This window comes from Arthrobacter sp. Y3224055, from assembly GCF_059090825.1.
In genome coordinates, this window is sequence record NZ_JBNHGB010000004.1 from 115,225 (window position 1) to 136,616 (window position 21,392).

General features: G+C 62.8%; 13 protein-coding genes. 6 read left to right on the plus strand and 7 right to left on the minus strand.

The genetic code is table 11. The features are described from left to right. Positions 1-4: 4 nt before the first annotated feature. The 5 genes from AC5RTY_RS11100 to dpdE are packed head-to-tail and all read right to left on the minus strand — an operon-like array spanning position 5 to position 10,745. Positions 5-706: a hypothetical protein gene (locus AC5RTY_RS11100; RefSeq protein ID WP_494139533.1), complete on the minus strand. Its 702-nt coding sequence runs from the start codon at positions 704-706 to the stop codon at positions 5-7. Then, entirely contained in the window at positions 703-3,759 is a 3,057-nt protein-coding gene (dpdH, locus tag AC5RTY_RS11105; protein ID WP_494139534.1) for a protein DpdH, read from the minus strand. Before dpdH ends, AC5RTY_RS11100 begins: the two co-directional genes overlap by 4 nt. Continuing rightward, positions 3,756-4,676: a protein DpdG gene (gene dpdG / locus AC5RTY_RS11110; RefSeq protein WP_494139535.1), complete on the minus strand. Its 921-nt coding sequence runs from the start codon at positions 4,674-4,676 to the stop codon at positions 3,756-3,758. The genes dpdH and dpdG overlap by 4 nt, the downstream gene beginning before the upstream one ends. A 1-nt stretch (position 4,677) precedes the next feature. After that, positions 4,678-7,278, minus strand: a complete 2,601-nt coding sequence (dpdF, locus tag AC5RTY_RS11115; RefSeq protein ID WP_494139536.1) for a protein DpdF — start codon at positions 7,276-7,278, stop codon at positions 4,678-4,680. Next, positions 7,275-10,745, minus strand: a complete 3,471-nt coding sequence (gene dpdE / locus AC5RTY_RS11120; RefSeq protein WP_494139537.1) for a protein DpdE — start codon at positions 10,743-10,745, stop codon at positions 7,275-7,277. Before dpdE ends, dpdF begins: the two co-directional genes overlap by 4 nt. 483 nt (positions 10,746-11,228) lie before the next feature. Here dpdE and AC5RTY_RS11125 point away from each other — a divergent pair, with 483 nt between their 5' ends. Together AC5RTY_RS11125 and AC5RTY_RS11130 are read left to right on the plus strand one after the other, a co-directional pair. Next, positions 11,229-11,786: a VUT family protein gene (locus AC5RTY_RS11125; protein ID WP_494139538.1), complete on the plus strand. Its 558-nt coding sequence runs from the start codon at positions 11,229-11,231 to the stop codon at positions 11,784-11,786. Positions 11,787-11,952: 166 nt separating this feature from the next. Beyond that, positions 11,953-12,771, plus strand: a complete 819-nt coding sequence (locus AC5RTY_RS11130; protein WP_494139539.1) for a hypothetical protein — start codon at positions 11,953-11,955, stop codon at positions 12,769-12,771. A gap of 187 nt (positions 12,772-12,958) precedes the next feature. On the opposite strand, the gene AC5RTY_RS11135 is transcribed toward AC5RTY_RS11130, so the two are convergent. Continuing rightward, positions 12,959-13,855 (minus strand): Lrp/AsnC family transcriptional regulator, encoded by an 897-nt coding sequence (locus AC5RTY_RS11135; RefSeq protein WP_494139540.1) that lies wholly within the window; start codon positions 13,853-13,855, stop codon positions 12,959-12,961. Between the two features lie 217 nt (positions 13,856-14,072). On the opposite strand from AC5RTY_RS11135, the gene AC5RTY_RS11140 reads away from it, so the two are divergent. The 4 genes from AC5RTY_RS11140 to AC5RTY_RS11155 all read left to right on the plus strand — a co-directional run bounded on the left by AC5RTY_RS11140 (position 14,073) and on the right by AC5RTY_RS11155 (position 20,576). Continuing rightward, complete coding sequence (locus AC5RTY_RS11140) at positions 14,073-15,461, plus strand: MFS transporter (protein ID WP_494139541.1); 1,389 nt, start codon at positions 14,073-14,075, stop codon at positions 15,459-15,461. Next, complete coding sequence (locus AC5RTY_RS11145; protein WP_494139542.1) at positions 15,461-17,179, plus strand: amidohydrolase; 1,719 nt, start codon at positions 15,461-15,463, stop codon at positions 17,177-17,179. Before AC5RTY_RS11140 ends, AC5RTY_RS11145 begins: the two co-directional genes overlap by 1 nt. Beyond that, positions 17,172-18,851, plus strand: coding sequence for a thiamine pyrophosphate-binding protein (locus AC5RTY_RS11150; protein WP_494139543.1), 1,680 nt, complete (start codon positions 17,172-17,174; stop codon positions 18,849-18,851). The genes AC5RTY_RS11145 and AC5RTY_RS11150 overlap by 8 nt, the downstream gene beginning before the upstream one ends. A gap of 96 nt (positions 18,852-18,947) precedes the next feature. Continuing rightward, positions 18,948-20,576, plus strand: a complete 1,629-nt coding sequence (locus tag AC5RTY_RS11155) for a zinc-binding metallopeptidase family protein (RefSeq protein ID WP_494139544.1) — start codon at positions 18,948-18,950, stop codon at positions 20,574-20,576. Positions 20,577-20,639: 63 nt separating this feature from the next. Here AC5RTY_RS11155 and AC5RTY_RS11160 read toward each other — a convergent pair whose 3' ends face one another. Next, a complete protein-coding gene (locus AC5RTY_RS11160) occupies positions 20,640-21,140 on the minus strand; it encodes a hypothetical protein (protein WP_494139545.1) in 501 nt (166 codons plus the stop codon). Positions 21,141-21,392 lie beyond the last annotated feature (252 nt).

A 21,392-nucleotide genomic window follows, 5' to 3' on the forward strand; every position in this document is an offset into this window, starting at 1 on the left:
TCCTTCAACTTAGCACCACCCGGAAGCGATCTAGGATGCCGAGATCGTTTAACGCTGAGACCACCTCACGGCTCATCTCCAAGAATGGAACGCCGTCGTTTTGAGCAAGCACGACTACCTTGGCGATCGCAGGGTCGATCACTGCACCGATGCGCGACTTGCTGGAACTCAAGGCGTAAAGGGCTTGCTGCGACTTTAGGGCGTCGCCAGGTTGAGGGAGTATTCGGTTCCTTAGAGTGAACAACACCAGCCTCGCGCTCTCGATATCCGAGCGAATTGCTTCCACATCTACACCCGCCTGATCGAGCGCATCCAATAGGTCGTCGTCGGCCGGTGTGGAGTTCGGCAGGTATTCCTTCCAAGCACTGGCAACGAACTTCTCCGAGTTCTTGAAGTGCACCTCGATGGCATGGCACTGCATTTTCACTGCGTCGAACTTCGCCTCAACCGGCAGACTAATGATCGTGTTGATGAGGTCTTGCACTGTGGCGAGCGCAAAGGCGCGTTCCTGATCGTAGTCGTCCTGGGCGATCCCCACGGTTTGGAGTTCCTCGCGGCCAGCCGCGACGTTTGCTGCGTTCGAGGTTGCGCTCTGAAGTCGTTCGCGCAGTGCTGTGAACTCGCCGGATCGGCTCCTGATCTTATCTTCATCGTCGGCAGCGGTAGCCTTCAGACGCAGTTCACTGATCTTCTCTAACAGAGTCATGCTGGCTCCTTCGTCTCTTTGACCGGTTCGAGGAGCTCAGCCAACTCCTGCAGAGCGCTAAGGAGTGCGGAGCGGGTCTGTTCGTATTCGAGTTCAGCCGCAGAGTCAACGCCGCTGCCCAGTTTGGCCTCCAGGGCTTGAATGGCACTAGTAGCGAGGGCGTGCCACTCTCGCACGCGGCCGACCGTTTCGTCCCAATTGTCGGTTAGCAAACCAATTTGATCGTCCGGCGACAGAGTTTCCCAGTCGTCGAGTTTGGCCCGCAGCCCTTCAACGCGGTTCTGGTCACCCTGCTTGATCAACTTGCCTGCGGCATTCAGACCTGTTTGGACGCCGTTTTGGCTGATCACAGCGGGGAGTTGTCCGGCGGTTGCGCGTTCCGTTATCAAACTGTCGAGTTGCTTGATGACGTCAGTTAGGTCGCCACCCAATCCGCTGAGGTCCGGGACCATCGTGAGTGCCTCCTCTCGTAAAACGGGCAGCATGTCATGAAGCATTTCGATCCACTTAACGGTCTCCCCGAGAAGCCCGGGCATAGGGGGTAGGTCAACACCACTGTCTTTGCCCCGCAGTGCCTTGGTCAGGCGGGGCAGATCGAGGGCTAGGGGATTGCCCGCACCCTGCGTGAAGGAGGCGAGTCGAAGTACGCGCCACTGGAGTTGTTCACGCGTGAGGCGTTGGGAGTCTTGTGAGATACGCTGCTGCCACTGTCGCAACTTCTGGCGGGGACGGTTGAAGTCGATCGAGATGGGAGCGAACAGCGCGCGAGTGCGACTCAACGCGTCTTCCTTAAAGGCGTCAGGGACGCCGAGCGCCTTACTCATCGCGAGCAGGGCGTGAGCCGCGACTGCGAGCTCGGAATCGTGGCGCTCGTCGCGTTGGGGGAACAGGGCGTCGCTAACTGCAGTTGTCCACGCAGTAACCTTCTCCTCGACAAGGCGGTGGAGCACTTCGCCGTTTTCAACTGAGTTCCAGTGCTCTGTAGCATTCACCCAGGCGAGGGCCCGAAGAACGCGGACGTCCTCGTCATTGTCCTTGTCGATGATAATCAGTGCCCCAGCTACCTGCTGGTCACCGAGGGCGATCGAAGTCTGTGCTTCGAACGTCGTATCCCACTGCTTGCCGGTGCTCGTCCACATTGGGTAGCCGCCGAGTCCATCCTCGAGTGCGAGTCGTCCGGTGACGGCGGCGTGGATCATCTGGCGCAGATCGTTACGATCCCTCTGACGGAGTAGTCCGGTCGCACGCCATTCATCGATCGCTTGGACAAGTGCAGGAGCGACTATCGGTTTCGGTGTTGGAGGGGCCGGAGGGGGAGTAGGGATGAGCGATGTCGAGCCCCCAGCCAGACCGGGGTTGGGAGCAGGGGTATTGCTCCTAGCGTTGGGGCCCGGCAACTCTGCTAGGGGTGGGACCTCGAACGCGTCGTGGATCGTCTGCAGGAGGTTCCGGGGACCGGCACCGTTGGGGCCCCAGTAACGCACCAAGTTGACTCGGCGCTTGGTCAGTTCGGGATCACCCGGGGTCGCCAGCAGATGTTCATCCTCCACACTGTCAAGTGCGCCTGTGGCGCCTGCACGAAACGCAATATCGAAGTTCGAAGTGGGAAAGTTGCCTTCGTCAATGTCATCGTGATGGTTGAACAGCACTGGTCGAAGTACTCGCGTTAGAAAATCCCGAACGCTGAGGCGCTCCTCGACGAGTTTGCTCTTCACTGCCTTGTCGAGGGCGTGCTCATTGAATGGGAAGAGGCCAAAACCGTCCGCCGCTCCGAATGCCTTGTGGCATGCGTCGTTGACAGGGCACTGATCGCAGGCGTTGGGGATGTCCTCCGCGCTAATGTGTGCTTGCTTCAGAACTTGACTGCCGACGCGAATCGCATTCATATAACGAGCCGCGAGAGCTTTCGTATCGAACGAAACCTTCGGTTTCGGATCATCAAGGTCGAAGACCTTGTGAACCCGGGTGTAGACGGTGTCGGGCATTTGATTACGGAAATAACCTGTAGTGACAGCCATCACTACACGCATCGGACAGATGTTGTTATCTTGGGTCGGAATTAGTGTGATCGCATCCAAGAGTCCGCCTTGGATGCCTTGAAAAATCGAGAAGTCCTCGATGAGCAGCAGGAGTTCCAAGCCCTGTTTCTTAAACTCGCGGCGGACCTCCACCAACAAGTCCTTCAAGTCATCGCCGCCAATTCCGAAGACCCGGCTAACCGCCGGGCCGATTTGCTCGTTGAGCATCTTGGCGGCCACTTCACGCACCTCGGGTCCGCTTGCCAAGGCAGTAGCAACACTCTCTGCCGCTGCCCCTGCCCGGCTCACATCGTCGACCGACAGGTTGAGGTCGTCAGCGCTGAAACCGAACGCCTCCTCCTTGTCTTCTGCACCTTTGCCCTCAAGTTTCTCTCGTACAAGACGGCTTATCGGTCCCTTCTCAACCAAGAGGGCATCGCGGAAGATGTCGTCCCCCAGCAGCGCAGGAAGGCCCTCACGTGATGACAGGTAAGCGCGTAGGTCCTGCTCTTCAGAGGGCGCATCGGAATGCGGACTCTGCGTCTCGATCAGGAGGGCGAGTTCGCTTCGCAGGCGTAACCTGGCCACGTTCTCGTCAGCGAAACCCTCTACTGCCGCAGCGACTTTACTGCGCAACTCATCGGCCCGGTCGCCGGTCGCATGTTGGAGGATCAGATCGAGGATGCCGCGCAACGACATCCGGTGCTTCGGTACGAAGATGACGCGACGTTGCTGTTCGGGGGGCAGTTTTGCGCGCAGCCATCGCACCAGATGTGACTTACCAGTGCCGGAACCGCCGAGAATGGGCAAGATCGGCTGATCAACAGGCTGCTCCGCAACGGCTTGCAGGAGTGCTTCTTCATCGGTTCGGTTGGTGTGGTTAGCGTTGACGACAACGTCACGCTGAAACACTGGGATCGATGTGTGCGTTGCCAAGAAGACGCCGTCCGAGGGCGTCTCCGCTTCTGTGGGGATGACTCTCTCTGCTTCGACTGCTTCCCAACATGTGGGGGGCAAGGTACCTCGCCAACTCATCGCTTCTTCCCGCCCTTCAGGGTGATGTGCGTCGTGCGGTTTGTGCTGCTTCGTGACAGGAAGACGCCGTCGGCGTCAGCCAGGTTGTCTAGCTTCAGACACCCGCGACTCTCGAGGATTCGAAGTACCTGGGCGATGGAGGTGTCTAGGGCGTTACCCTGCACTCCCGGGTCCGGGTCGGCATTAAGTCGCGCCACGAGTCCGTTACGGATCATTCCACCCGGGAGAACGGGAATTTTCCGTGCTAGGACGTCGAGGAAATCCAGAATTTGCATCTGCCCGTTTGGCATCTCGGCAACAGCGTCGGCGATGGCGACCGTAGGAAGCGGCACCAATCCTGGGGTGGTACGGACGAGCGAAGGCACTGCCAATCCAAGTGCAGGTGCCCAGCGCGTGAACGCGTTCCATCGGGTGTCATTTGCAATCGGCCACTGAGCGTTCTGTCCGGTACCGAACTGATCGGCCTGCATCTTCTGGACATTGTCATTCCAATTGAGCGGATAGCCGAGTGCGTCCTGCGCGAGGAACCACGCCAAGGCGCGCGTAAGATCGCGGGCGCCACTGGTGCTAGCTTCCCCGTCACTGACGGACCAAGGGTCGCCGTCCCGCCTGAGGTCGAAGACATGGCTGACCAAAAGGCGTCTGAACTTATCGCGCCCTAACCTCGGTCCGTGCGTGGTGACGCTTTTAGCGACGGTGATATTACCTTCGGTGGAATTCTCAAGCATGGCTATGGCGCGGAAGGCGCTGACAGTGTTCCTTACACCGTCGGCACCACCACTGGACTCATTAACACCTAGAGGCTTGAAGGCATCAACTAGTCCTGCTTCGTCTTTGGTGCTGCGGCTCTCGATCAGGAAGTTGATCATTGCTCGGCCAAGACCGGGGAGGACTCGAGGTGGATTGAGTACGGCCATGTCAGATCCTCCTCAGGAAATCGTGCATTTCCCAGTGTGGGGAGCGGTAGTTTACGATTTTGTGCCCGGCTTTCTCGGGATCATCGGCCCCCTCAGGAACAACCACAATTCGTAGTGGGCCTGAGGAAGGTTTGAGCCAGGACAAGTTGGGCGAGTCCGTTTCATCAAGCAGGATGAGCGTGGGAGCGGCGAAGGAGACCTTCGGAAGTCCATCGCCGATCGTGTCAATCCAGATCAATCCTTCGTCGGCCGATTGAGACGCAGTGGTCATGGCGGGGTGGTTCATGAAGGAACGAGATGCCAAGATTCCGCGGACTCCGTGGTTTACGCATCGCTGGACGAGGTTTTGCAGGGTCAAACGCAGACTCCTGGGGTAACTCACGATCACAACGTGGCCCCCAGCTGCGAGTGCTTTCAGGGCCGTGCTGACGTCCCGGCGCAGGTCAGGGATATTGGAGTCGCTAATGAGTGGTATTGGAGTGTCGTACTGCGGGCGGGGCTTGTGCTGCTCAGCTGGGCAACCGGAGCATGCCGGGGTGGCGCCTAGGGTTGCAAGCATCGGCCCAACGTCCTTGAAGGTGTACTCGGCTGCGATCACGTCCGCCCAACACTCTTTCCTCGCGAGCAATCCATCGATGCGTGCGTGGGAAGACTTCTCCGTAGCGCGAATGTTGGTACGGAGTTGCCTGAGACGAGCTTCGAACGTCGATTGGTCGAGATTGAGACCTGCATTGATGCGCACTCGCAACTGATTGCGGAACCCCTCCCATACCTTCTGCCGCCGCAACTCGAAAATGGTCTCTTCCTCGTTCTCGCCTCGCTGTATATCGGGTGGCGGTGTCGCTTCAATCGAGATGAGGCCGGCCCGTTCCATGAGCGTAAGCGTATTGCGGTTCCAAAGGCGGTTGGAGTCTGATGCGTGGGTGACGTGTTTGGGCACTACTGAAGTGTCGACGACGAGCAACCCGGGATCGGAATCGGCATGCACGGAACGGAGTCGCATCGCGTGCCAGCGATTCCACGTCTTCTCGTCGCCGATGAGGGTGTTCCTCTCGATGCTACGTCCCTCATTGACATCTCCAGGTGCAGTGAGCCAAACCGACACTGCAGCATGCCCATCTCTCCCGGCCCGCCCGACTTCCTGATAGAAGCGGTCGACGAACGCGGGCACACACGCATGAACGATGGTGCGAACGTCGCTCTGGTCGACGCCGAGGCCGAACGCACTAGTGCCGACTACGATGTCGAGTTGCGTGGTGCCTGCCGAACCTGACCATCCCCTCAAAATGCTCAATCTTTTCTCTTCGCTAACGTCGCCATGGAAGAAATCGACCCGACTAAACCCAGCGTCCCTGAGACGAGCGGTGATCTGCTCTGCATCCTGCTTGCGCGTTACGTAGATGATGGCTGGGCGGGGAAGGTGATGCATTGCTTCAACGACGCGGTCAAGGCGTTCCTCGCGTGATTGTGAGGTGCCGTTGAGGTAGCGCAGTTCAGTTCGCAGGAATGTCGAGCCAATGAAAGTCGACTTGTGAGACCCATGGAAAAGGGCGTCATTGAGTTCGAGGCCCTCCTCCGAAAGCGTCGCCGTGAGCAGGATGACGTGAGGTTCCTGATGTCCGGAAGCGGTTGCGATTGCGCGGAGTTCGCTCACAAGTGCGCTGACCAACTGGTACTCCGGACGGAAGTCGAGACCCCACGAGCGGACCAAATGCGCCTCGTCGATTACGACGCTGGTGAGTTTGCCGCTTGCAGCCAGTGCATGAAGTGCTGGCGCAAGTCCACTCGTCAGGGCCTCAGGTGAAGTGAACACCACTCGTTGGGTACCTGCACGCAAACGCTCCCGGATCGCTTCCTTCCCGCCGTCGGAGCGATCGCCGTAGTATGCGAGTTCCATGGGCAAATGCAAATTAGGGAACCGTTCATGCGCTGTGCGCTCCTGGTCGAGTGCGAGCGCGATTGTGGGGACTACCACGAGAGTGGTGCCGTCCGGACGTAGCAGGCCGGGCGCGAGACCGACTATGGATTTACCAGTTCCGGTGGGGAGCACCACATGCAACGTAGATGAAGGGTGACCGAGAGTTGCGGTGCGAATCGCGGCGGCTTGAGTTTTAGAACGATACTTGGTGACGCTGGGGGCAATAATCGTCAGTGCGGGGTCAGCAGGAACCGGATTATCCGGGCGCGCGTAAGTGGACACTTCCTCAGGCGTGCCGCCGCGGTAGGGGCCGGGACTTGCACAAGCAACGTCGATCCACCGAGGATCACCGTGCAACCAAGCCGGAGCCCAAGTGTCCGCCAATGTCACGGCGTGCTCGGTCTCGCCGTAGCGGGTGCAGTTGAGGTTGCTGCGGGCTAATACGTCCGTGGTGATAGCACGATCGTCCAGCCTGATTCGCAGTCGAGGGGTATCTGTGGATGATACGTCTCTCTCGTGCCTGAGCACTTGCGAGACAAGCGCGGCGACATCGGCAGCGATCTCCGCGCCGGAACGAGTCGACAACCATGCGTCGAGTAGACGACGGTGAGGTCCGGTCAGTTCGTCTCTTGCTCCGACGTCCCCAAGTAAGGCGGCCTGGACGGCTTCGAACTGGAGGGTCATGCGTCGTTTCCCAGCGTTAGTTCCTCGCCGGAGACGATCACGATTCCGGTGCTGTCGAGGCGAAACGACGGGGTTTTGATCGCCGAATAGAGGGCCCATCCGGCATCTTCCTCAACCGTCACTTCCTTCTCGAGGGCTGAGCGTTCACGACCCGCGCTACGAGCAACCCGCAACTGTAGTTGCTTCACGCGCTTCGCCGAATCGGCTTGTGCCTGCTGGAGACCCGTTTGAATGGCGTCTCGCACCGCGGGAAGGCTGCCGACGAGATTTACCGCAGTAGTTTCCGCTTCGTACCATCTCCGAGACCAGGCCGCGGCCGGAACGTACTTGTAGGCGGCCTCTATGCGCGAACGGTTGAGGGAGTAGTCGCCTCCGAGAGCCCTGTCCCGAGGCTTAACATACGGCTCTTGCAGCACGTCCAAGAGAGCGGAATCTGTCAACTGCCCACCCCGATCATCGATCCACACGGTGATTATCAGTGGCGGGAACACGTTGTCGGCCCGGTGCGCCAAAGAAGCCGTGTCTACAGAGTTGTCCCGATTCAATAGTTGATACTGCAGGCCAGCGGCCGCCGGTATGTTAGCGCGAGGGCGTGCCTCGACCGCGTAGTCGAAGCGGTAGGCGACCCTCTCGCCGTACCCCCAGTCCGGGCGCCAACGCCACATGCCGAACGCACGACCGCGGTCATCATGCCACAGGAAGTCGGAAACCGCTTCAATAAACGGATCGCCATAGCGGTAGAGGTGAGTGTCGTTGTACTTGATGGCGTGGGTGCGGAGAAAGGTGCCGCGCTGGTCGCGGACAGGCAGGAAGTCTCTCTGCAGGCGCTCCAAGGAGATGAGAGGGATCTGCAATTGATTACCAGGCAAGCGCGAGAAGGCATCGTACCCACCCACACTGTGCACCGGATCACCGATGGTATTGAAGCGGAGGTTGCCGGGGACATTTGCCAGGAGATCATGGGTGAGCTCGGCAAACTCGGATTCGGTGGACTCGAACTCCATCATTTTCCTGTAGATGGAACCGCGATCGCCGCTGGATTCGATGCTGTCGAGGGCATCCTGCTCGCGGATCAGCAGGACTTCCTCCTCAAGGGACGAGCGTACCGATTCGACGATCGCTTCTCTGGCCTCCATGCCATCGGTGAGGAGTTGCTGCCACGCACCCTCAGTCGCAGTTTCGACAGCGAATTGCAGGCTGGCGATTGACGAATCGAAGACCCCGAAGCCGTCTTTGAGGATTTGGGTCCACACGGAAGCGAACGTCTCGGATGCGCTGGATTCGGTTACGATCATCGAGCGCCGTTCACCTGCAGTGTCAATCATTTGCCAGCGGTCACATCGTCCAATCCGCTGCTCCATGCGATTGGCGTCTGACGGGACCCCGACGTGGACCATCAGGTCCGCAAACTGGAAGTTGCGGCCCTCTTCGGCTGAGGCATCGGCGAGTAGTATGGCGGTCTCACGCGCGCTCTCAAACTTCCGGATTACCATCTCGATATGCTCCGGCGCATCAGTGATGCGGTGCTCGAGCACCGCGGTGTCGGGGAGGAAATCCTGGAGTTCCTCCCCGAGTTCGGTCACGAGATCGGCGGTCGGACAGAAAACGACGACCTTCTCCCCGTCTTTGAATTGATAGGAGAGCGCGTCTGCGATCGGCTTGGCAACGGCATCCCGGCGGTTCGTGAACGCCAGGTCTTGAACTATGCGGTCGAGCGCGGTCTGCTCTCCTGGTGTCGCGGCCTTGCGTGAACGTGCCCACTCAGCAAGCGACTCGGGATCAAACGAGAAGTTGACGGCTTCGGCGAACGAATTTGCAGCGGCCCGAAGAGCAATCGGATTCTGCTCATGCGCGGCTAGGACTTCCTGACGCCATGCCTCCAACAGTCGGGTCAACTCGGTGAGTAGTCCCGACTCAAACGTGAGTGATTTGGGAGCTTTGCGGCCAGTGACTCGATAGGTGGTTTGCAACGCTGACGTACGACGGGTACGGAGCATACGCCGGTGCACGCGGTAGATCTCGGCGACGTGTGTTCGGACCTCCTCGAGCGCCCCCTTGAGAGCGTCGTGGTCGGCTGCCGTTAAGGCAGCCGACGCGATATCGAGGAGCTTTTCGACTTCAGAGTCGCCTGACATTTCGTCGCGCAGTTCTGCGAGTCGGTTGCGGAGGATTATTGCGGGGAGGCTGGGTCGGAGGCCGAGGAAAATTCGGCCGAGCCCGGATCTTGCAGCTAGTCGCTGGCGCAGGTCATCAACCGACACGTCGGTATATACTGCGGGGTCCAGAAGTTTAAGCATCTGCAAGAAGACCGGTTCATTGTTCAGCGCCGGTGTTGCGGACAGCAGGAGAAGCCTCGTGGACGCTGTAGCGACCTGCGCCAACTTGGCGTAACGCGCGGCGAGATCCGACTGGTCGCTGTCGGCCAGGGCGGCTAGGTTATGGGCCTCATCGACGATCAGAAGGTCGGCGGGCGCCCAGGTGTCGGGCGCGTCGTTGCGAGAGAACCGGATGTCCGCCCGGGGAAAGTCCTGGACGAAGAACTTACTGGCCAGTTCTTTCCTCCATTGGCCGATCAGGAACGGCGGCAGAATTAGTTGCACCGAAAGTTCTGGGTCGTCGAGTAGTAACTGGCGAAGGATAATGCCTGCTTCGATGGTCTTGCCTAGTCCCACCTCGTCGGCGAGGAGGTAACGCTGCACGGGATCCTGCAACACACGCCACGCGGCCTCGAGTTGGTGATCATGGAGTTCGATGGCGCTCGACAAAGCGCCCTTCATGCCGCGGGCGGCAGAGCGTTGTTGCAGGATAGCCCGGAGGAACGGCCGGCGTAGATCGGCCAGCAGGGGCGACTCGAGCAATCCGCCCGCAGCAAACCCGACGGGATCGGTGAGTGGACGGTGCCACCGCACAAACATTTGTTCCTCGGCGACGAAGCCTTCCCAGTCGCGTGACCGGACGTGTATGTCCCTCTCCGGGGTGGCCTCTATGACCCGACCCGAACGCCATTTTGCGGCCGAAATCCAGAAGACTCGCGTTTCCTGTTTCAGGGGGAATCGGCGTAATCCGCTGCGCGGGACGGAAATCCGTGTACGCTCCTCAGTGGCCTGCCCTGGGTTGTCGAAGTATTCGAGTACAAGCTTTTCCCCGTCGGCAGCGACCAATTTGCCTGGTCCAAGCGCATTAGTGTTGGAGACGAGCAGGTCCCCTCGGCGAAGTTTGGTACTTCTTCCGGCGCGGGTCGCGGAGGACGAAACTGCCGTTCCGGTGGCACTCGTAGCGGTCGATATTTTTGAGGGGCCCGTCTTTTTCGCCGAAAGATCCGGTAGCGTGCCGTCGAAATTCAGGCTCCCTTTGCAATTAGGGTACCTGGTACATCCCCAGAAATCGTTTCCGGCGTTGCGTCCAAACCTGGCGGATCGCAGAGTTAACGGAGCCCCACAAAGAGGACATCCATCTTCCAAGTTCATCGATTCACCCCCTCTGGGAAGGTTAACATGGTTCTAGTGGGGGGCGGTCGGACGTGGAGGGATGTGTCATCAGCAAGGGGGCAGTGTTCGACAAGTAGACTAGTCGGGAGTGAAGGGCGCCCACTGGGAATAGAGCAACTACCAAGGACGGCAAGGGGTGCCGCTGTAACGCATGCAAAAAGCCCTTCTTGGCCGTCGACGTGAACGTGTGAGTAAAAGGCCGCATCATCGGAAGTTGGAGTCCAGTTGCGCGGAGAGGGTCAACTCGCGCTTTGAGCAGGGACAACGGAGTTGCTGCTCCTGCTAAAGCTTCGAGGATCTACCTACATTCCAAGCGGTTTTCAGACCAGCCTCGGTGGGAAGTCTGGGAAGGTCGCGAACGTCACTTGCCCTGGCAGTTAGGGCGTCGGTAGGAGGCTGTATTGTCTACCAGTGGCCCCGGCAGTCACATCGGCTGGCAAGCCACTTGTAGAGGAGACACCCATGACCTTGACCCTTACCAACCTCACCGACTCCCGCAATAGAAGGAACGTTATCGTGGCCTTCGCTTCGGCGGTTGGCCTGCTCGCTTGCATTCTGGCGGCGAATTTCGTGACTTCCCGGTATGGTGTCGTTCCTGTCGGCTTCGGCTTGGTAGCAACTGCAGGTACCTACTTCGCAGGGCTCACGTTCGTTTTGCGCGACGCCTTGCAGGACTCTGCCGGTAAAATCTGGACGTTGGGCCTGATTGTGGTAGGCGCGGTACTGTCCCTCCTGCTGTCTGAGCCATTCATTGCCATTGCGTCCGCCGTCGCATTCTTGTCGTCTGAAGTAGCCGATCTGGCCGTTTATACTCCGCTCAGGAAACGTGGCTACATCCGCGCTGCAGTCGCATCTAATGTCGTGGGATCATTCGTTGACACCATAATCTTCTTAACTATTGCGGGTTTTTCGGTCAGTCAGGCGTTGGCAGGCCAGATGGTTGGCAAGTTAGTGGTGACGGTTCTGGCTGTGGCACTAGTCGTGGCTTTTCGTTCGTGGCGTAAAGCTCGAATGGCGTGATCGCCAGTCTTGGGGGAGCCAAACTGCGACGGACAGGACCAGGCAAGCAGTCTTGCGTCGTAGATGAGGCCGGGCTAATGCATCTCTCAAGGTCACCACTCCTAGGACGCTTTAGTCTGCGTCGTTTGCTTAGTCTTTCTCGGTATGTCCGAAATAGCATCCTCACATGAGCCGGGAACAGACCAATCCTCCAGCAGGTTTAGCCGCTGAAGGCGTGTGCACGCCGCCACTCTGGATTTTGTCGCTTCCAGAAGTCCAACCTTCATCATCGAACGACTGGACTTCACAGGCGTTTTCGGTTGAGGCCCACGAGTCTCTTAGGAGCCGAGAAGAGCAGAAGTTCTTCGACTGGAGCATTGGTATTTTGGAGGACGCTGGCATCGTAGGCGTATTGAAGAATGACTACGTCTACCAAGCGGCTGCCCTGCAGGGAGAGATACACACTGGTGGGAGGCTGTACGCGGTGACGCTGTCCAAGACTTCGATCGATTTTGACGACGGAGAAACCGCTGAGGGACCTATCCAGTTCAGTGACGCCTTGCTTGAGACCGACGGAGAGGAACTCGAAGCGTCGCAGGTTGGCCGTGCATTCGATTCCTCGCGGCGTCACTTCGCGTTGCGTCGGGCGTGGCATGACTGCACGCCAATGACAAGCCGACATTCAGTTGTCTTCAAAGACCTGCGTATTCTTCATCATGGTTCAGAGTTTGGGATGGATGTAGAGACCGAGACAGCGGAGTTTACTGTGGCCATCCGTCGAACGCCCAACTCCGGTGTCTTCCGGTACTCGCTTACGGATGCGGCAACTTCGATCGTGCACAGTCCTCGAGTTGCTGACGCGCTACTTTGCGATGCTGCCGAAGAGGCCGGCGAGGTTCCTGAGCCCGCTGCGATCCTCAATGCCATAATCGGTGCCGCCGAACTGGCTCAGAGAGATCCCGAATGGCTTGCCATCGGGACGAGGAGACCAACGGATCGGGGATAAGGCATGGACTCCGGCTTTTCCCTAAGTGGTGCTGGGCTCCCGGCTTGTTCGTTGGTTCTGACCCGCCTAGACATTCGTTTGGCCCGCGATAGCCAGGTCCATGCACAATTCCGCCCAAGTCCGTATCAGGTGACCGGCCGTCGAGGCGCTAAATTGAGGCTTGTGCTTGCTCCAGGGTTGCCCTACATCAGGAAATCCTCCGCGCGTAGTCTTCCTTGACGACTTCGAGGTGGAGCCAGGAGTCGGTGCGGCTGACGCCGGGGAGGCTGCGGATTTCCTCGAGTTGGGCGAGGAGGTCGCGGGGGGATTGGGCGGCGAGGGTGGCGATGGCGTCGAAGCGGCCGACGGTCTGGGCGACGAACTCCACGTGCGATGAGCTGCGCAGGAGTTCGAGGACGGCGTCGTTGTCGCCGGCCAGGTTTAGGCCGACGCCCATGGATAGCTGCCGGCCGCCAGCGCCGCGGGATTCCACGGCACTGATCCGGATGATCCTGGTGTCCAGCAGCCGCTGCACCCGGGAGCGGACGGCGGTGGGGGTCAGCCCCACGGCGGCGGCGAGGTCCCGGTAGCTGGTCCGCCCGTCCTGCTGCAGGATCTCGATGAGCTGCGTGTCCACGCCGTCGATGGTGACCTCGCCGGCGTATTGCGAGAGGAAAAAGCCCTTGACCAGACGGGTGTAGACCAACGTGTCGATATAGGCCACGTCGGGATGCTCGCGGAGTTGGGTGAGCACGGCGTGCAGTTCGTCATGTGTGGCCACACGGATCTCGGTGACCAGGTCATGGGTGCCGCCGACTGCGGAGGCCAGCACCACTTCCGGCCAGCCGGCCAGCAGCTTGGCGATGTTGCGCACCGGCCCGGACGCCACCACCGAGACGTGGGCGATCACGTGCTGGCCGAGGAACGCCGGATCCACCGCGGCCACCACCCGGACCGTCTGGCTGTCCAGCAGCTGGCGCAGCCGGGCGGAGACCATGGCCCGCGGCAGGCCGAGCTCGCGCGCCAGTTCTTGGTAGCTGGCCCGGCCCTCCTTCTGAAGGGCGCGGACGAGTTTTGTGTCGATCATTTCGATGGGGTCCGCCAAAGTTTCCTTAACCTCCCAAGTGAGCGCCGCCGTCGTCAATTATCCAGTGATTCAGACCACAAGCAAGCGCATCGGGAAAATTCTGCATGAGAACAAGAGCAGAAGTGAATTCAGGGGCCCGTAACGCAAAGTTTCTGATCTTGTCGGATTGTGATTTCGGCCCTACAGTCGCATAGATCACAACGGCAGTCATGCCCACACCCCAAGGTGGAACAACATGTCACACACGTCAGCAGCCCGGCCGCAGTTCAGCCACGCCCGGGCCCGCCGCGCCGGATTCGCGGCCTTCGTCGGCACCGCCATTGAGTGGTACGACTTCTACATCTACGCCACGGCCGCGGCCCTGGTGTTCGGCCCGCTCTTCTTCCCGGAGGCGGACCGGCTGGCCGGCATCGCCGCCGCCTTCGCCACGTACGCCGTCGGCTTCCTCGTGCGGCCCCTGGGCGGCGTCATCTTCGGCCACATCGGCGACAAGTTCGGCCGTCGCCCGTCGCTGGTGATCACGCTGCTGGTGATGGGCCTGTCCACGGTGTTGGTGGGCGTGCTGCCCACCTACGAGAACATCGGCTCCTTCGCCGCGGTGCTGCTGGTGGTGCTGCGCGTACTGCAGGGCCTGGCCGTGGGCGGCGAATGGGGCGGCGCCGTGCTGATGGCGGTGGAACATTCGCCGGAGAAGTACAAGACCTTCTACGGCGGCTTCGCGCAGCTGGGCAACCCGGCCGGCGCGCTGGGAGCGACGCTGATCTTCGGCATCCTGTCCGCACAGGGCGAGACGTTCCTGGTGGACGGCGGCTGGCGCATCCCGTTCCTGCTGTCCGTGGTGCTGATCGGCGTAGGCTTCTGGGTCCGCTACCGGGTGGAGGAATCCCCGGTCTTCGAGGACAAGGTGGAGGGGCAGGAGCAGTCCGTCCCGATCAAGTACGCGCTGCGCAATAACTGGAAGCCGATTTTGATCGGCATCGGCCTGCTGCCGATCTCCACCGGCGGCTACTACCTGGCCACCACGTTCGCCACGGCCTACGGCACCGACCCGTCGGTGGGGCTGAACGAGACGCTGATCCTGAACGCCATGTCCGTCGCCGCCTTCTGCGAGCTGGTCACCTGCCTGGGCATCGCCTGGCTGGGCGACAAGTGGGGCCGCAAGCGCGTGATGGCCATCGGCCTGATCGGCTCCGTGGTGTTCGTCGTCCCGCAGTTCTTGCTGATGTCCACCGGACCGGAATGGATGATCTTCGTGGCCTTCGCCGTGGTCCGCGTGGCGATGAACTTCACCTACGCCCCGGTGGCAACCATCCTGTCCCAGCTGTTCAAGCCGCAGGCGCGCTACACCTCCATCTCGCTCTCCTACGGCCTGGCCGCCGCCCTCTGGGCCGGCCTGTCGCCGCTGGCCGCCACGCTGCTGTGGGACGCGACCGGCACGGTGTGGTCCGTTATCGGACTGTTCGCCGCGATGGGCGTGCTGGGCCTCTTCTGCCTGGCAATCGCACCGCAGCACGTCGACGACGACGTGTACGGCGATCAGGGTGCGGCCGGGGCTGCTGACGGCGCCGCCGGTTCTGCCGGCGCCGGCACCCAAGGTATGTGGAAGAAGGAGAGCTTCAAGTAATGCGCAAGCTAAAGACGTTCGACGACGGCGCCGACTTCCAGCCGCTGCTGGTCACCGCCGGCACCATCCACGCGCTGGATCCGTCCGGCAAGGGCGCGACGGCGATGCTGGTCGCCGCCGGGCGGGTGGCCGCCGTCGGTACCGAAGCCGAATGCCGCCAAGCTGCCGCGGGGCTGGGGCTGCGCGAACCTGTGCTCCGCGAGCTGGGAGACGTCACCGTGGTGCCCGGCTTCATTGACCCGCACGCGCACCCGCTGATGTACGGGCAGATGAAGACCTGGGTGGACTGCGGGCCGGATAAGGCAGGCAGCATCCCGGAGATCGTCTCGCTGCTGCGCGCGGCCGCCGAGACCGCCCCAGCCGGGCAGCCGGTGCGCGGCTACGGCTACGAGCACCGCAACCTGGCCGAGGGCCGGCACCCCACCCGGCACGAGTTGGACCAGGTGGCAACCGACCGCGAGGTCTACCTGATGAACGCCTCCGGCCACGGCGGCGTGGTGAACAGCTACACGTTCCAGCTCAGCGGCATCACACGCGACACTCCGAACCCCGCGGGCGGTGAGTTCTTCCGCGACGCCGATGGCGAGCTGACCGGCGAACTCTCCGACGCGGCCTGCAACATCCTCACCGGATTGGGCGGGGTGAAGGTGGGCCACCACGGCCCCAACTTCCACCTGGCCGACGCACCGGAGGAGCACCTGCGCCAGCTGGCTGCGGCGCAGCAGGACTTCCTGGCCGGCGGCGTGACCACCGTAGGCGATGCCCAGGTCTCCCGCCGGGAGTTCGACATGTACCTGCGGTTGGCCGAGGCCGACCAGCTGAAGATCCGCTACAGCATGTACTTCCTTTCCCACCTGCTGGAGGAGGGGCTGGAGATTGGCATGACCGGGGCGTTCGGCAACGCGCACCTGAGCTTCGCGGGCTTCAAGTTCTACGCCGACGGCACGCTGGGCGGATGGACCGCGTACTTCCCGGACGGCTACGTGGGTGACCCGTGCCGCACCGGCCAGCTCTACCATGACCCGGCCGACTACGCCTCGCTGATCCTGAAGGCCCACGCCGCCGGGCTGCAGACCGCCACGCATGCCCAGTCGCCCACGGCGCTGGAGATGGTGATCTCCGCGATCGAGGCCGCGCAGGCGGAGTTCCCGGACTCCGATGCGCGGCACCGGATCGAACACTGCGGGCTGCCGACGCCTGAGCAGATCCGCCGGATGGCCGACGCCGGCATCTTCCCAGTGAACCAGCCGCAGCACTACTACAACTGGGGTGAGGGCGTGACCGCCGCCGTCGGAACCCCCGGGGAGCGGTTCAACCCGCTGGGCGAATTCATTAACGCCGGCGTGCCGGTGACCCTGAGCTCCGACGCACCGGTGGCCGAGCCGCGTCCGCTGGAAGCGATCCAGGCCGCGGTCACCCGCGTGACCCGTCGCGGCCACAAGCTGGGACCGGACACGCTGAAGATCACCGCCGCCCAGGCACTGGAGGGGCACACGCTCAACGGTGCCCGGGCGCTGGGCCGCGAGGACGACCTCGGCTCGCTGGCCGTCGGCAAGCGTGCGGACTTCGCTGTGCTCTCTGCCGACCCGCTGGCCGTGGCACCGGAAACCATCGCGCAGATCCAGGTGCTGCAGACCTGGGTGGGCGGCAAGCCAGCGTTCGAGGCCGAGCCCAGCCGAAGCAGCGAGCCGGCGCTCGCCGGAGGCGGCCATGTCTGAGCAGACCGCACAGCGGGTGCAACAGGAAGTCCAACTGCCGGACGGCGTGGTAGCCGACAACGTGGGCCTGACCATGCTGACGCTGCTGCGCAACTATGGGATCGACGCGGTGTTCGGCATTCCCGGCACCCACAACCTGGAGTTCTACCGGCACCTGTCGCCGTTGGGCATCCGCGCGGTGACCAGCCGGCATGAACAAGGTGCCGGGTACGGCGCCGACGGCTGGTCACAGCAGACCGGGCTGCCCGGCGTCGTGATCACCACCTCCGGGCCAGGACTGCTCAACGCACTCTCCGCCGCCGGCACCGCTTACTGCGAGTCGCGGCCGCTGATCATCCTGTCTCCCGGCGTGCCCGAGGGCGAGGAGTTCGCGGACGTCGGCGCGCTGCACGAAACCAAGGACGCCACCGGGGCCGCCGGCGCCATCGTGGAGTGGTCGCGCCGCGTCCATTCCGGGGCCGAGGCAGCGCAGGCCATCCACGACGCGTTCGAGCTGTTCCGCTACGGGCGCCCGCGCCCGGTGCACATCGAGGTTCCGCTTAACGTGCTCGAGGGACCCAGCGACTGCCCGGCGGATCTGCTTCAGGCATCACCGCGGCGGGAGCCGGCGGGCGCGCCGGCCCAGGCGATCCGGCAGGCCGCCCAGCTGCTTGCCGAGTCGCTGCGGCCGGTGCTGCTGGTTGGCGGCGGTTCGCTCCGGGCCGGCAACACCCTGCTGCAGCTGGCCGAAGCGCTGGACGCCCCGGTGGTCACCACGCTCAACGGCAAGGGCGCCATCCCCGAAACGCATTCGCTGGCGCTGGGCTCGGACATCCGGCTGCCCGCCGCGCAACAGCTCTGCGAGGAGGCCGACGTGCTGCTGGTCATCGGCTCCAAGGTGGGCGAGGCCGAACTCTGGTTCAACCAGCTGCAGCCGCACGGCAACGTGATCCGCGTGGACATCCTGCCCGGCCAGATGACCAAGAACATCGCAGCCGACGTACCGCTGGTCGGTGACAGCGCCGCCGTCGTGCCTCAGCTGCTGGCGGCACTGCCGGAACAGCACGACAGCGGTGTCCAGCCGCGCCCGGAGAGCGGCGCCGACCGCGTGGCGCAGCTGCGTCCGGTGCTGCGCGAGGCGGCCCGCGAGCTGGCCCCGCCGCTTGCCGCGCTGGCCGAACAAGTGGCCTCCGTGCTGCCGGCCGACGCCATACTGGGCGGCGACTCCTCGCAGGTGACGTACTTTGGCACCGCGAGCTTTGTGCAGCAAGACCGGCCGCACTCGTTCCTCTACACGCCCGCCTACGCCACGCTCGGCTACGGCCTGCCGGCGTCCATCGGCGCCAAGGTGGCCGCGCCGGACCGGCCGGTGGTCTGCGTGCTCGGCGACGGCGCACTGATGTTCGCCATCCAGGAGCTGGCCACCGCGGTGGAGCAGCGGCTGGACCTGGTGGTGGTCTGCGCGGACAACGGCGGTTACGGCGAGATCCGGCAGAACGAACTGGACCGCGGGATCGCCCCGGTGGGCGTGGACCTGGTCCAGCCCGACTGGGCCGCCCTGGCCACTGCCTTCGGTGGCCACGGCGAACGGATCACCGCCGCCGAACAGTTCGCACCCGCACTCGCCGCCGCCATCAACGCCGGCGGAGTCCGGCTGCTGCACGTGCCCACCGAATTGTTCGAAGCTGCGTGACACCTCCCCCTGCCGCGACGGCGGTGCTGGACTTCCCCCAGCCGAGCACCGCCGTCGTCCTCCCTCAATAACTTGCACCACCCGAAAGGAACACCAGTGAGCACCACCCAGGAAACCACCGCCGCAGCCGTCCCCGCAGGCCTCGCCGCCGAAGCCAAGGCCACGGCCCGGGAGTGGATCGATGCCAACATGAACCGGCTGTCCGAGTGGCACCGGCACATTTGGGAGCTCGCGGAGCCGGCTTGGCGCGAATACCGCTCCGCCTCCTGGTACGTGGAGCGGCTGCGGGCCGAGGGCTTCGAGGTGGAAGAGGGCAGCGGCGGGATGCCCACCGCGTTCAAGGCAGAGTGGACGCAGGGGAGCGGGGGGCCGGTGCTGCTGACCTACGCCGAATACGACGCCGTGCCGGGCAACTGCCAGGCCGCGTCCACCGAGGAAACCCCGCGCGACGGGCTGAGCGCCTTCGCGCCCGGCCACACCGACCCGCACTCGGCGCTGGGCATCTCCACGCTGGCCGGCCTGCTTGGCACCAAGCACGCCATGGAGGTGCACGGCATTGCCGGCACCCTGCGCTACACCGGCGAACCGGCCGAGAAGGTGCAGGGCTCAAAGGTGGTGCACGGGCTGCGCGGCTACTACGACGGCGTGGACGCGATTGTCAGCTTCCACCCGTTCTACATGCTGCCGCTGTGTAACACCGCCCGCTGGGACACCCAGTGCGGCTCCTATTACTCCAAGGTCTACTCGTTCATCTGCGACGAGCCGGAGACCTGGCAGCTCTCGGCCAACCCGAACTCGCCGATCCCGGCGTCGCACTCGGCGGCCCGCGCCCCGGGGGCGAACGTGGCGCTGATGCAGATGTACACCAGTTCGCGGGTGATGCAGGACGCCATGCTGCCCAGTTTCGGCGGCTGGAGCCTGTCGGACGCGATCCTCGGGTCCGGGCAGGCGACGGCGGACAACCTGCCGGCACGGATCGCGCAGATCCAGTACTCCTGGCGCTGCCCCACGCTGGAGATGGCCGAGCACGTCCTGGCGGTGCTGGACCGCAACGCCGAGCACGCCGCCGCGATGGCGCACTGCCGGGTGGAGACCACCTGGGTGGCCCGCAACCGTCCGGGCATCACCAACCACGCGCTGGCGCAGGCGCTGTACAACAACCTTGAGGAGGTCGGCGCTCCTGTGTATGGCGACGACGCCGTGGCCGCCGCGCAGCAGATCCAGTCTGGACTTGGAATCGAGCCGATGGAGAAGCCGTTCCTGGACGAGTGCGAATCGCTGATCTCGCCGCAGGACGCGGAGGAGGCGCTGCGCGAGCACCTCGCCCCGTGGCAGAAGAACTGGACCAGCGACGACTACGTGGAGATGACGCACTACGCACCGACCGTGCGGTTCTACATCTCCCGGCCCGCGCTGAAGCCGGCCCCCGGCAAGGGCGCCTACCCCGGTTGGGTCATGAACGCGCTCGGCGGCATCCCGGCAGCGATCGACCCCACCATCGAAGTGGCCGGCAAGACCATCGCCGGCACCTTCGTGGACATGCTGACGTCGCCCGAGCTCTTGGCATCGGCGGGGGAGGAGTTCCACCGCCGCAAGGCCGAGGACCCCACCGAAGCCCTGCTCCCCGCCGACTTCATGCCGCCGACCGGCCTCGCCTGGCCCGACTACGCCCCGGCCGAACCGACGGCTTCCGGCGAGCGGGTCTGGCACCCGCAGGCGCTGTAGCATCCTGAAAAACGTAAGGGTGCCGTCCCTGGCGGGACGGCACCCCTCGCGACTGTCCGCAGGTTAGGCGGCGGGCTCTTCGACGACGGGCTCTTCGATGGTCGGGTCTTCGACAACCGGCTGTTCGGCGGCGAGCTGCGCCTCGTAAGCGTCGGCAACGGCCTGGTAGGCGACGCGGGCTTCGTTGACGATCGCGCGGTTCTTGACGCGGAGGTCCTTCAAGGCAGCGGTCTGTGCCGCGCGCAGGTTCTTTACCTGCAGCTGCGCGGCTTTCACGGCCTTGCCCTTGGCGAGCTTCGCCTTCTTGGACACGGCCTTCAGCTCGGCGGCTGCGGTGGCGCGGGCCTGCTGTTCGGTGGTGCGGGCATTATTCTGCGCTGCCTTGAAGGCGGCCTTGGCGGCTTTGACGTCGGCCTCGGTCACGGCCGGCTCGGCGCTGACGGGTGCGGTGATGACCGGTTCGGTGACGGGCTCAAGGTTAGCGGCGGACGCGGCGGTGGCGCTTCCACCGGCCAGGAGAGCGGCTGCGAGGAAGCCGGCGGCGATCTTGCGGATTGCAGTCATGTGTACTCCGTGTTCGGATGAGGTGGCCGGCCCAGTGCCCGCCACCCTTCGAAAATAACGAGTCCGACCGCCGCAAAGGCCCTCCTTGCGGCTAACCTGCCGAAACGTTGCCGCAGCTTTACAAAACCTGCGTCTTTGGTGGGACGAGTCGTATCTGAAGTGACTGCAACCTGCCCCTTGGAAGGAGGCGGGCAGCGCCGTCGTGATGGGTTTCCGGCTCTTCCGCCGGAACCCTTTTAGCGTTAACCTGAT